Annotated in this window: 11 protein-coding genes; 7 read left to right on the plus strand and 4 right to left on the minus strand. The window is 68.0% G+C overall.

Annotated features, from left to right (window positions below; genetic code table 11):
* From cyoB to WJ35_RS13585, 4 genes are all read left to right on the plus strand, one after another.
* Complete coding sequence (cyoB, locus tag WJ35_RS13570) at positions 1 to 2,013, plus strand: cytochrome o ubiquinol oxidase subunit I (protein WP_060236827.1); 2,013 nt, start codon at positions 1 to 3, stop codon at positions 2,011 to 2,013.
* On the plus strand, positions 2,013 to 2,624 hold the full coding sequence (gene cyoC / locus WJ35_RS13575; protein ID WP_060160638.1) for a cytochrome o ubiquinol oxidase subunit III: 612 nt from the start codon (positions 2,013 to 2,015) through the stop codon (positions 2,622 to 2,624). Before cyoB ends, cyoC begins: the two co-directional genes overlap by 1 nt.
* Positions 2,625 to 2,957 (plus strand): cytochrome o ubiquinol oxidase subunit IV, encoded by a 333-nt coding sequence (gene cyoD, locus WJ35_RS13580; RefSeq protein ID WP_042586271.1) that lies wholly within the window; start codon positions 2,625 to 2,627, stop codon positions 2,955 to 2,957.
* A gap of 86 nt (positions 2,958 to 3,043) precedes the next feature.
* Complete coding sequence (locus WJ35_RS13585) at positions 3,044 to 4,210, plus strand: fatty acid desaturase (protein WP_060236825.1); 1,167 nt, start codon at positions 3,044 to 3,046, stop codon at positions 4,208 to 4,210.
* On the opposite strand, the gene fdhD is transcribed toward WJ35_RS13585, so the two are convergent.
* Positions 4,195 to 5,019 carry a formate dehydrogenase accessory sulfurtransferase FdhD gene (fdhD, locus tag WJ35_RS13590; protein WP_060236822.1) on the minus strand — a complete coding sequence of 275 codons (825 nt, stop codon included), beginning with the start codon at positions 5,017 to 5,019 and terminating at the stop codon, positions 4,195 to 4,197. The genes WJ35_RS13585 and fdhD overlap by 16 nt on opposite strands.
* A 125-nt stretch (positions 5,020 to 5,144) precedes the next feature.
* Here fdhD and WJ35_RS13595 point away from each other — a divergent pair, with 125 nt between their 5' ends.
* Positions 5,145 to 5,624: a nitrate reductase associated protein gene (locus WJ35_RS13595; protein WP_060236820.1), complete on the plus strand. Its 480-nt coding sequence runs from the start codon at positions 5,145 to 5,147 to the stop codon at positions 5,622 to 5,624.
* 32 nt (positions 5,625 to 5,656) lie between these two features.
* On the opposite strand, the gene WJ35_RS13600 is transcribed toward WJ35_RS13595, so the two are convergent.
* Positions 5,657 to 6,055, minus strand: a complete 399-nt coding sequence (locus tag WJ35_RS13600) for an acyl-CoA thioesterase (RefSeq protein ID WP_010090728.1) — start codon at positions 6,053 to 6,055, stop codon at positions 5,657 to 5,659.
* 172 nt (positions 6,056 to 6,227) lie between these two features.
* Here WJ35_RS13600 and WJ35_RS13605 point away from each other — a divergent pair, with 172 nt between their 5' ends.
* Positions 6,228 to 8,099 carry an ABCB family ABC transporter ATP-binding protein/permease gene (locus WJ35_RS13605; RefSeq protein WP_060236819.1) on the plus strand — a complete coding sequence of 624 codons (1,872 nt, stop codon included), beginning with the start codon at positions 6,228 to 6,230 and terminating at the stop codon, positions 8,097 to 8,099.
* A gap of 51 nt (positions 8,100 to 8,150) precedes the next feature.
* Here the strand turns inward: WJ35_RS13605 and murU are convergent, their stop codons facing one another.
* Positions 8,151 to 8,870 carry an N-acetylmuramate alpha-1-phosphate uridylyltransferase MurU gene (gene murU, locus WJ35_RS13610; protein WP_060236815.1) on the minus strand — a complete coding sequence of 240 codons (720 nt, stop codon included), beginning with the start codon at positions 8,868 to 8,870 and terminating at the stop codon, positions 8,151 to 8,153.
* Positions 8,871 to 8,872: 2 nt separating this feature from the next.
* Positions 8,873 to 9,907 (minus strand): aminoglycoside phosphotransferase family protein, encoded by a 1,035-nt coding sequence (locus WJ35_RS13615; RefSeq protein ID WP_060236812.1) that lies wholly within the window; start codon positions 9,905 to 9,907, stop codon positions 8,873 to 8,875.
* Between the two features lie 214 nt (positions 9,908 to 10,121).
* Between WJ35_RS13615 and WJ35_RS13620 the strand changes: the two genes are divergently transcribed.
* The gene (locus WJ35_RS13620; protein ID WP_069239308.1) at positions 10,122 to 12,491 is read left to right on the plus strand and encodes an LPS-assembly protein LptD; all 2,370 of its coding nucleotides are present in this window, start codon (positions 10,122 to 10,124) and stop codon (positions 12,489 to 12,491) included.
* The last annotated feature ends 26 nt before the right edge of the window (positions 12,492 to 12,517 follow it).

The raw sequence follows: 12,517 nt of genomic DNA on the forward strand, positions 1-12,517 counted from the left end.
ATGTTCGGCAAACTGACACTTTCGGCGATCCCGTTCGACCAGCCCATCATCATGGGGGCGAGCGCCTTCATGGGGCTCGTCGTGCTGGGCATCGTCGTCGCGCTGACGGTCACCGGCCGGTGGAAATGGCTATGGAGCGAATGGCTGACGTCGGTCGATCACAAGAAGATCGGCGTGATGTACCTGGTCGTCGCGGTGCTGATGCTGCTGCGCGGCTTCGCGGACGCGGTCATGATGCGCCTGCAGCTCGCGCTCGCGTACAACGGCCCCGGCTACCTGCCGCCGCATCACTATGACCAGATCTTCACCGCGCACGGCGTGATCATGATCTTCTTCATGGCGATGGCGCTGCTGGTCGCGTTCTTCAACCTGATCGTGCCGCTGCAGATCGGCGCGCGCGACGTCGCGTTCCCGTTCCTGAACTCGCTCTCCTTCTGGATGACGGCGGTCGCCGCGATCCTGATGAACATCTCGCTCGTGATCGGCGAATTCGCGCAGGTGGGCTGGCTCGCGTATCCGCCGCTCTCCGAGCTGCAGTTCAGCCCGGGCGTCGGCGTCGACTACTACCTGTGGGCGCTGCAGATCTCCGGCGTCGGCACGCTGATCACGTCGATCAACTTCTTCGTGACGATCATCAAGATGCGCGCGCCGGGCATGACGCTGATGAAGATGCCGGTGTTCACGTGGACCGCGCTGTGCTCGAACGTGCTGATCATGGCGACGTTCCCGATCCTGGCGGTTGCGCTCGCGCTGCTCGGCCTCGATCGCTACCTCGACATGCACTTCTTCACGAACGATGCCGGCGGCAACGCGATGCTGTACCTGAACCTGATCTGGGCGTGGGGCCATCCGGAGGTGTATATCCTCGTGCTGCCCGCGTTCGGCATCTATTCGGAAGTCATCGCGACGTTCGCGAAGAAGCCGCTGTTCGGCTACAAGACGATGGTATACGCGTCGTGCGCGATCATGGTGCTGGCGTTCCTCGTGTGGCTGCATCACTTCTTCACGATGGGATCGGGCGCCGACGTCAACGCGTTCTTCGGCATCATGACGATGATCATCGCGATCCCGACCGGCGTGAAGATCTTCAACTGGCTGTTCACGATGTACCGCGGCCGCGTCGAGTTCACGGTGCCGGTGCTGTGGACGATCGGCTTCATGGTCACGTTCACGCTCGGCGGGATGACCGGCGTGATGCTGGCGATTCCCGGCGCGGACTTCGTGCTGCACAACAGCCTGTTCCTGATCGCGCACTTCCATAACACGATCATCGGCGGCGTCGTGTTCGGCTATTTCGCGGGCGTCCATTTCTGGTTCCCGAAGGTGTTCGGCTTCAAGCTCGACGAGAAGCAAGGCAAGCGCGCGTTCTGGTGCTGGCTCACCGGCTTCTACGTCGCGTTCATGCCGCTCTACGTGCTCGGCTTCATGGGCATGACGCGCCGCCTGAACCACTACGACAACCCGGCATGGCAGCCGTGGCTGATCGCCGCCGCGTTCGGCGTGGCGCTGATCGCGATCGGCGTGCTGTTCCAGGTCGCATCGGTGTGGGTCGGCTGGCGCAACCGCGCGCAAGCGCAGTATCGCGACGTGACGGGCGACCCGTGGAACGGCCGCACGCTCGAATGGGCGACGTCGTCGCCGCCGGCCGTCTACAACTTCGCGGTGATTCCGGACGTGCATGAGCTCGACGAGCTCGCGTATCGCAAGGCGAAGGGCCTCGGCATCGGGCTCGGCAAGAACGTCACGTACCAGGACATCCACATGCCGTCCAACACGAGCGCCGGCCTGTTCGTCGGCGTGTTCAGCCTGCTGCTCGGCTTCGCGCTCGTGTGGCACATCTGGTGGCTCGCGATCGCGTCGCTCGTCGGCATCGTCGCGACGGTGGTGCTGTACAGCGCGCAGGACAACGAAGGCTATTACATTCCGGCGGATACCGTCCGCAAGATCGAGGAACAACGCGCGGGCGTGCGGATGCGCGCGCCGTCGCCGGAAGCCGAACTGGAGGCGAACTGATGTCGTATCAATCTCTCACGGGCGGCGCCCGCCATCCGGCGGCGCACCATCATCCGCCGTCGCATTCGGTGTTCGGCTTCTGGCTGTACCTGATGACCGACTGCGTGATCTTCGCATCGCTGTTCGCGACCTTCGCGGTGCTCGGCAACCAGTTTGCGGGCGGCCCGACCGCGAAGGACCTGTTCGACATCCCGGGCGTCGCGCTCGAGACCGCCGCGCTGCTGCTCTCGAGCATCACGTACGGCTTCGCGATGCTCGGCGCGCAGCGCCGCCGGCGCGGCGCGGTGTTCGTCTGGCTCGCGGTGACGTTCGTGCTGGGCGTCGCGTTCCTCGCGATGGAGCTGCGCGAGTTCTCGCACCTGATCGCGGAGGGCGCGGGGCCCGGGCGCAGCGCGTTCCTGTCGGCGTTCTTCGCGCTGGTCGGCACGCACGGGCTGCACGTGGCCGTCGGCCTGTTGTGGATGGTCGTGCTCGTCGTGCAGATCGCCCGCGGCCCCGGCATGACGGAGCGCGACTTCCGGCGCCTCACCTGCCTGAGCCTCTTCTGGCACTTCCTCGACATCGTCTGGATCTGCGTGTTCTCCTTCGTCTATCTCGCGAGCGTGATCTAAATGGCCCATTCGGAACTCATTCACCACGATGAAGCGCACGGCACGGCCGGCGGCTACATCGTCGGTTTCGTCCTGTCGGTGCTGCTCACGGCCGCGTCGTTCGGCCTCGTGATGGGCGGCGTGCTGGCGCCGAAAGCGGCGATCATCGCGCTCGCGGTGCTCGCGTTCGCGCAGATCCTCGTGCACCTCGTGTGCTTCCTGCACATGAACACGTCGTCGAGCCAGCGCTGGAACGTGATGGCGTTCAGCTACACGGTGCTCACCGCGCTGATCCTGATCGTCGGGACGCTGTGGGTGATGCACAACGTCAGCATGAACATGATGTCGCGGTAACCGGCATCCCGTTCACGCATTCGCGCCGTGTCCTTGCACGGCTGGTTTTCTCTCGGGGGCGCGCGGTCTGCGCGCCTTTCTGCATCATGGTCAATAACGATTCCCAGACACCCGTTCGCGCCGACGCGCCGATGCCGCATCGCAAGGTCATCCGCTCGTGGCTCGTGCCGTTCGCCGCGCGCGAGATCGTGCGCCCGATCCTCCTGCTCGTGCTCGACTACCTGCTGCTGTTCGCGGCGTTCGCGGGCGCGCTGCTGATCCCGTCGATCGGCGGCAAGGTCGTCTGCGGGATGGCGGCCGGCTTCATCACCGGGCGGCTCTTCATCATCGGGCACGATGCGTGCCACCAGAGCCTGACGCCCAACCGCCGGCTGAACCGCTGGCTCGGCCGCATCGCGTTCCTGCCGTCGCTGACGCCGTACAGCCTGTGGGAAGTCGGGCACAACGTGGTGCACCACGGCTACACGAACCTGAAGGGCTTCGATTTCGTGTGGGCGCCGCATACGCCGGCCGAATACGCGGCGCTGTCGCCGACGCGCCGGCTGCTGGACCGCATCTACCGAAGCGGCTGGGCGCCGGGGCTCTACTATCTCGTCGAGATCTGGTGGCTGCGGATGTATTTCCCGACCAAGACCTATATCGGCGCGTCGCGGCCCGTGTTCAGCCGCGACTGCCTGCTGGTGACCGGCTTCGCGGCCGCGTGGATCGCCGCCGTCGTGTGGGTCGCGCTGGCGACGCAGCAGTCCGTCGCGCTGCTGCTCGCGACCGGCGTGCTCGTGCCGTTCCTGTTCTGGTGCTCGATGATCGGGTTCGTCGTCTACGTCCACCATACCGATCCGCGCATCGCGTGGCATGCGAACCGGGCCGAATGGTCGAACGCCGCGCCGTTCGTGTCGACCACGCTGCACCTGACGTTCCCGTTCGGCATCGGCGGCCTGCTGCATCACATCATGGAGCACACGGCCCACCACGTCGACATGAGCGTGCCGCTGTACCGGCTCAAGCCGGCGCAGGCGAAGCTGGAGGACATGCTGCCCGGGCGCATCGTCGTGCAGCGCTTCAGCTGGCGCTGGTATTTCGACACGGCCCGCCGCTGCAAGCTCTACGACACCGATCGCAAGCTCTGGACCGACTACCTCGGCAACCTGACGAGCGAGCCGGTGAGCGAGCCGGCGAGCGAGCCGTTGCCGCCGGCCGCCACGGACGCACCGCCGGCCGCGGCGGCCGCCGCGCGCCCTCACGCAGTGTCGTAATCCACGTAGCCGGTCTCGCGGCAGAAGCTGACGAGCCGCAGGCCGGCCTGCTGCGCGATCGCGATCGCGAGCGACGACGGCGCGGAGATCGTCGCGACCATCGGAATGCCGACGCGCGCCGCCTTGCGCACCAGCTCGTAGCTCGCGCGGCTCGACAGGAACACGAAGCCGTCGGTCGCGTCGGCGCGGGCGAGCACCAGCGAGCCGATCAGCTTGTCGAGCGCGTTGTGGCGGCCGACGTCCTCGAACGCCATCCGGATCGCGCCTGTTGCGTCGCACCACGCGGCCGCGTGCAGGCCGCCCGTCAGCCGCGTCAGCGCCTGATGGGCCGGCAGCTCGCCGGCGGCGCGCGCGAGCGCATCGGGCGCGAGGCGCGCGAGGAAGCCGGTATCGGGCACGCGCTCCGGCGCCAGGTCGAGCAGGTCGATGCTCTCGATCCCGCAGACGCCGCAGCCGGTGCGCCCGGCAAGTGCGCGGCGCTTGTCCTTCAGCGCGGCGAACGCCTGCTGCACGACTTCCAGGTGGACTTCGGCGTGCGGCAGCGGCGCGTCGGCGTGCAGGATCACCTCGATGTCCTTGATGTCGCTGCCGCGCGCGACGATCCCTTCCGAAATCGCGAAGCCGACCGCGAACGCCTCGAGGTCGCGCGGCGTGCACATCATCACCGCGTGCGAAATGCCGTTGAAGACGAGCGCGACCGGCCATTCCTGGCCGACGTGGTCGCGCGCCGTTTCGGCGGCGCCGCCGCGCGTGCGGCGCACGGACAGCTCGATCGCGCCGCGCGGTTCGGCGGATTCGGTCGGATTCACTCAGACTCCCGTTCGGTTGACTGGCGCGGGGCCGGACGACGATCGCGTCCGCCGTTCGTGCGCAGAGGTTCTAAAATACCTCAGGCAGGCCGGCCGCGCCGGCATCCGCCACTTCGGGTAATGCCATGGGACTCAGCGACGTACCGTTGCTCTTCAATTTCGAACGCGAATCATCGGAAAATTTCACGTACATCCCGATGATCGTGCGCTTCAATCTCGACCGCTTCGGCTTGCGGATCTCGCTCGAGCAGTGGCAATTGCTGCCGCTCGAGGACCGCAAGCTGCTCGCCCGCTTCCCGGCGGACGACGACACCGCGATCGAGCCCAATTTCGACCACGCGCTGTTCGAGATGCTGCGCACGCACGCCGATCTCGAGCCGAGCTGGTTCCAGCCGGACGAGCAGCCGGCCTGGCGCGGCACCGAGCGGGTGCCGGACGCGCTGGTGCAGCAGAGCGCGCTGGCGGGGCTGCCGGCGCCGGACGTCGCGCAATGGCGGCGGCTCGCGCCGTTCCAGCGCTACGTGCTGATGAAGCTGTCCCGCAAGCCGAAGCTGAACCACGATTTTCTGCCGGCGATGCGGGAGTTCGGGCTGGCCGCGCGCTGACGCGTGTCATGCCGCGCCAACGCGCGGCACGCTCATTCCAGCGGCGGCAGCGGGCGCGGCTTGCGGTCCGGGCCGGTCGCGACGTAGGTGAGCGTCGCTTCGGTCACCTTCACGATTTCGCCCGCGAGGCGCATGCGCTGCGCATAGACCACGACGTCGACCGTGACCGACGTGTTGCCGGTGCGCGTGACGGTCGCATAGAAGCTCAGCAGGTCGCCGACGAACACCGGCTGCTTGAACACGAACGAATTGACCGCGACGGTCGCGACCCGGCCGTTCGCGCGCTGGCTCGCGGGGATCGAGCCGGCGATGTCGACCTGCGACATGATCCAGCCGCCGAACACGTCGCCGTGGACGTTGGCGTCGGACGGCTGCGGGACGACGCGCAACGCGGGCTGGTTTTGCGGGAGGGCGAGCGGGGAATCGGTCATGGCGATGCTTTCATCCTGTAATAAAACGCACCGGCCCCCGCGCGCGGCCGGCGAGGCCGCCGACAGCGGCGCGAACCGGCTTCTGCGACAATACAACGTTCGCAAATTGTACGAGAAAGCGGGCGAGCGGGCCGCCGCAGCCATGCGCCTCACGCCGCCGCCGATCCTCCCCATGCGCCGATTTCCCGCTTCCGGCGAGCCCGCGCCGCTTCACACCGGGCCCCGCAACGACTGGCAGACCATCCGTTCGCTGCTGCCGTACCTGACGACCTACAAGTGGCGCGTCGCGCTCGCGCTCGGCTGCCTGATCGGCGCGAAGGTCGCGAACCTCGGCGTGCCGGTCGTGATGAAGCGCATCGTCGACCATCTCGCCGCGGTGCAGCAGCTGACCGCGCTCGGCCGCGCCGAGCAGTCGGCCGGGATCGTGCTCGCGGGCGGCGTCGGGCTGCTCGTCGTCGCGTATGCGCTCGTGCGGCTGTCGACGTCGCTGTTCACCGAGCTGCGCGAGATCCTGTTCTCGAAAGTGACCGAAAGCGCGGTGCGGCGGCTCGCGCTGCAGGTGTTCCGGCATCTGCACGGGCTGTCGCTGCGGTTTCACCTCGAACGCCAGACGGGCGGCATGTCGCGCGACATCGAACGCGGCACGCGCGGCATCCAGCAGCTCATTTCGTACTCGCTGTACAGCATCCTGCCGACGCTCGTCGAGGTCGGCCTCGTGCTCGGCTTCCTCGTCGTCAAGTACGACGCTTACTACGCGTACGTCACGTTCGCCGCGCTGGTCGCGTACATCGTGTTCACCGTGAAGGTCACCAACTGGCGCACGCATTTCCGCCGCACGATGAACGAGCTCGACTCGCGCGCGAATTCGCGCGCGATCGATTCGCTGATCAACTACGAGACGGTCAAGTATTTCGGCAACGAGGAATGGGAGGCGCAGCGCTACGACGAGAACCTGAAGCGCTACCGCAAGGCCGCGATCCGTTCGCAGAACTCGCTGTCGCTGCTCAACTTCGGCCAGCAGGCGATCATCGGCACCGGGCTCGTGTTCATCCTGTGGCGCGCGACGCAGGGCGTGCTCGCCGGCAAGCTGACGCTCGGCGATCTCGTGCTGATCAACACGTTCATGCTGCAGCTGTACATTCCGCTGAATTTCCTCGGCGTCGTCTACCGCGAGCTGAAGCAGAGCCTCACCGACATGGACCGGATGTTCGGGCTGCTGGCGGCGGCGAAGGAGGTCGCGGACGCGCCCGATGCGGCGCCGCTCTCGGTGGCCGGCGCGCAGGTGCGCTTCGAGCACGTGAGCTTCGCGTACGAGCCGGCGCGGCCGATCCTGCACGACGTGACGTTTACGATCGACGCCGGCACGACGACCGCGGTGGTCGGCCACAGCGGCTCGGGCAAGTCGACGCTGTCGCGCCTGCTGTTCCGCTTCTACGATCTCGACCGGCAGGCGGGCGGCGCGATCCGCATCGACGGGCAGGACATCCGCGACGTCACGCAGGATTCGCTGCGCGCGTCGATCGGCATCGTGCCGCAGGACACCGTGCTGTTCAACGATTCGATCTACTACAACATCGCGTACGGCCGGCCGACCGCGACCCGCGACGAGGTGATCGCGGCCGCGCGCGCCGCGCACATCCACGACTTCGTCGAAAGTTTGCCGAAGGGCTATGACACGCCGGTCGGCGAGCGCGGGCTCAAGCTGTCGGGCGGCGAGAAGCAGCGCGTCGCGATCGCGCGCACGCTGCTGAAGAACCCGCCGGTCCTGCTGTTCGACGAGGCGACGTCGGCGCTCGACTCGCGTTCGGAGCGCGCGATCCAGCACGAGCTCGAGCAGATCGCGCGGCATCGCACGACGCTCGTGATCGCGCACCGGCTGTCGACGGTCGTGCACGCGCGGCAGATCCTGGTGATGGATCACGGGCGGATCGTCGAGCGCGGCACGCACGACGAGCTGGTACGCGCGGACGGGCTGTATGCGCAGATGTGGGCGCTGCAGCAGCAGCGCGCGGCGGCGGGCGGGGAGGAGGCCGAGGAGGTTTGAGCGGCTCGGGCGGCTTGGGCGGCGCGAAGGCCCCGCCCGGCCCGTTCGCGGTCAGCGCGCGCCGCGCAGCCGCATGTCGAGCTCGCCGAGCTGCGCGGGCGTGCCGACGTTTTCCCAGATCCCTTCGTACAGCTCGCCGCTCGCGCGGCCGGCCTCGATCGCCGCGCGGTAGTACGGCGTCAGCGCGCGCCGCGTGCCGGGCGCGAGGTCGGCGAACATCCGCGTATCGTACAGGCCGATGTTGCCGAACGTGAAACGCCGGGCGCCGTCGAGCGACAGCCGGCCGTCGGCGTCGAGCGCGAAATCGCCCGCCGGATGGAACGGCGGGTTCGGCACCATCACCAGATGCATCGCGGGCGCGTCGAGCGCGGCCATCCGCGCCGCGCGCGCGGCGAGCGTGCGGTAGTCGAATTCGCAGAACACGTCGCCGCTGACCGCGACGAACACCGTCGGCCGGTCGTCACGTTCGAGCAGCGGCAGCGCCTGCGCGATGCCGCCCGCGGTTTCGAGCGCGTCGCCCTCGGCCGAGTACGCGAGCCGCACGCCCCAGCGCGAACCGTCGCCGAGCGCGGCTTCGATCTGCGCGCCGAGCCACGCGTGGTTGATCACGATCGATTCGATGCCCGCCTGCGCGAGCCGCTCGATCTGCCAGACGATCAGCGGCTTGCCGCCCGCCTCGAGCAGCGGTTTCGGGCAGGTGTCGGTGAGCGGGCGCATCCGTTCGCCGCGCCCGGCGGCGAAGATCATCGCCGTGGTGAGGGATGGGCTCATCTTCAGAACGTATAGCCGACGTCGGGGGTGGCGCCTTCGAGCTCGTCGAGCAGCTTCGCGAACGGCGCGAGCGGGCGGTAGCGCAGCGCGACCTTGCGCGCGTACGCGAGGAAGCGCGGCAGGTCGGCGAGATACTGCGGCTTGCCGTCGCGATAGTTGAGGCGCGCGAACAGGCCGAGGATCTTGATGTGCCGCTGCAGGCCGATCCATTCGAGCTGGCGGTAGAACTCGCCGAAGTCCGGATCGACCGGCAGGCCGGCCTTCTTCGCCTTCTCCCAGTAATACGCGAAGCAGTCGAGCTCGAACTCCTCGTCCCAGCTGATGAACGCGTCGCGCAGCAGCGACACGACGTCGTAGGTCAGCGGCCCAACGACTGCGTCCTGGAAGTCGAGCACGCCCGGATTCGGCTCGCAGACCATCAGGTTGCGCGGCATGAAATCGCGCAGCATGAAACCCTGCGGCTGCGCGCGGGCGCTCGCGATCAGCAGCGCGAAGGTGCGCTCGAGCGTGCCGCGCATCGCGTCGGTGACCGTCTTGCCGAGGTGCCGGCCGACGTACCACTCGGGCATCAGCTCCATTTCGCGGCGCAGGAACGCCTCGTCGAACGCCGGCAGCACGCCGGGCGCGGAGCTCAGCTGGAAGCGGATCAGCGCGTCGAGCGCGGCGCGCATCAGCGGCCGCGCGGCGAGCGGCGCCGCCGGGTCGAGCACCGACAGGTACGACGTCCGGCCGAGATCCGTCACGAGCATGAAGCCGTCGTCGAAATCGTGCTCGAGCACCTGCGGCGCGTGGACGCCCGCGGCGGCGAGCATCTGCGCGACCTGGACGAACTCGCGGCACTTCTCGGGCGGCGGCGCGTCGACGGCGATCAGCGAGCCGCCGGGGCTCGCGGGCGACGCGACGCGGAAGTAGCGGCGAAAGCCCGCGTCCGTGGACGCGGGCGCGAGGGTGTCGAGGTCGAGGGCGTGGCGCGCGGCGAGCGGGTGCAGCCAGGCGGTGAGCGCTTCGAGGCGGGAATCGTCGGATGGGGGCGTCATGAAACTCGGAGGAGGGGGGAACGTCTTGCCATATAATACCCCACGACTTTTTTGACGCGCCCCGCGTCAGCATCCGCCGTGCAGGCCCGCCGCCTGTCGCGCCGTTCGCCCGATCGCCTCCCCTGGTTTGCGCTCAGCCGCAGTCACGGTTCGATTGCGCGGGCCGCGATGCGCGACCGCACGGGTTGACGAGGGGCGATTCGCCAAACGATAGATGCCGCCCAAACCGCTATTCCCGATTGTTTCCCCCGGTGACGGGGCGCCGCGCAAACGGCGGCTCGCGCTCGCGCTCCTGGCCGTGCCGGGCCTCGTGCCGGCGGTGTCGCACGCGCAGCTGACGGGCGCGGCCGCGCAGCCGCAGCCGCTCGATTCGCCGTGGGATCTGCGTCTCGCGCCCCAGCTCGAGGATCATCCGCTCAAGGAAGGGGCGAAGCCTGCGACCTTCGTGATCGCCGACCACACGAGCGGCACGGCCGACCAGGACCTCGCCGCGAAAGGCTCGGCCGAGCTGCGCCGCGGCAATGCGGCCGTGAAGGCCGACGCGCTCCACTACGATCAGGATACCGACATGGCCGATGCGTACGGCCAGGTCAAGGTGGTCAACGGCGGCACGTCGTTCGCCGGCCCCGAGGCGCACCTGAAGGTCGAGTCGAACCAGGGCTTCATGACGGCGCCGAAGTACCACTTCAACGCGACGGGCGGGTCGGGCAGCGCGGAGCGCGTCGACATGCTCGACGCCGAGCGCTCGGTGTTCGTCAACGGCACCTACACCGCGTGCCAGTGCGCGGCGCATCCCGCGTGGTACCTCAAGGGCAGCCGGTTCGACTTCGACACCGGCGCCGACGAGGGCACGGCCCGCAACAGCGTGCTGTTCTTCCAGGGGGTGCCGATCTTCGCGAGCCCGTGGATGACGTTCCCGCTGTCGGGGGAGCGGCGCAGCGGCCTGCTGCCGCCGACGTTCGTGCCGAGCTCGGACAACGGCTTCGAGCTGGCGCTGCCGTACTACTTCAACATCGCGCCGAACCGCGACCTGACGCTCACGCCGCGGATTCTCGCGAAGCGCGGGGTGCAGACGCAGGCGACGTTCCGCTACCTGTCGACGAGCTATTCGGGCGTGTTCACCGGCGAGTTCCTGCCGGACGACCGGCTCGCGCACCGCAACCGCTACGCGATCTACTGGCAGCACCAGCAGAACTTCGGCAGCGGCTTCGGCGGCTACGTGTACTACAACAAGGTCTCGGACAACCAGTATCCCGAAAACCTCGGGGCGGTGTCGTCGAGCCAGTTCGTCAACGGTACGCAGACGCTGTACCAGCAGGAGGCCGGCCTCACGTACAACAACGGCCCGTGGTCGGTGCTCGCCCGCTACCAGCACTGGCAGACGCTGCCGCCGTCGATCGCGCCGTACAGCCGCGAGCCGCAGTTGAACGTGAAGTACGCGAAGTACAACGTCGGCGGCTTCGACTTCGGCGCGGAAGCCGACTATTCGCGCTTTCGCATCACGACGGCCGACGCGACGCAGGGCGACCGGATCGTCTTCAACCCGTACATCGCGTACGGGGTCTACGGCCCCGGCTATTTCGCGGTGCCGAAGGTCCAGTACCACTTCGCGTCGTACGACCTGGGCCACCTGTCGACGAGCACGCCGAACAATCCGAAGCGCTTCACCGAATCGATCCCGACCGTGAGCTTCGACACGGGCCTGATCTTCGACCGCTCGGTGCGCCTGTTCGGCCAGGATTTCATTCAGACGCTCGAGCCGCGCCTGTACTACGTGTACACGCCGTACCGCAACCAGTCGAGCGCGCCGCTGTTCGACACCGCGGAATCGGACTTCGGCCTTGCCGAGATCTACCAGCCGAACACGTTCGTCGGCAACGACCGGGTTGCCGACGCGAACCGCCTGACGGCCGGGCTGACGTCGCGCTTCATCGATCCGCGCACCGGCGACGAGCGCGCGCGCTTCGTGGTCGCGCAGCAGTACTATTTCGCCGACCAGCGCGTGACGCTCACCCCGACGCAGGCGGCCGTGCAGGCGCGGCACTCGGACCTGATCGCGGGCGCCGCGATCAAGCTGGGCGCCGGCTTCGCGTCGGAAACGGCGTTCCAGTACAACCAGAACAACAACCAGCTCACGAAGTCGAGCATCGGTTTCGCGTACAGCCCCGAGGTGCGCAAGGTGATCAGCGTCGGCTACCGCTACACGCGGGCGACCGCGACGCTGGACGGCCGGCCGATCAACCAGTTCCTGGTGTCCGGGCAGTGGCCGCTGACCCGCCGCCTGTACGCGGTCGGCCGCTTCAACTACGACTTCGCCAGCAACCGGATGATCGACAGCGTGGTCGGCTTACAATACGACGCGGATTGCTGGGCGCTCGGGGTCGGTATCCAGCGGTACGCGAACGGCGTGGATTCGTCGTTGCAGCAGCGGAATACGTCGTCGCGGATCATGGCGCAGCTCACGCTCAAGGGGCTGTCGACCATCGACAACGGCCTCGTGAGCGCGTTCCGCGCCGGGGTGCAGGGCTATACGCCGCTGCCGCCCGCGCCGCCGCCGCTGTCCCGCTTCAGCAACTACGACTAACGCCGGGGCGGCCGAAGGCGCCGGCG

The sequence above is a fragment of the Burkholderia ubonensis genome, assembly GCF_001718695.1.
In the GTDB taxonomy this organism is placed as follows: domain Bacteria; phylum Pseudomonadota; class Gammaproteobacteria; order Burkholderiales; family Burkholderiaceae; genus Burkholderia; species Burkholderia ubonensis_B.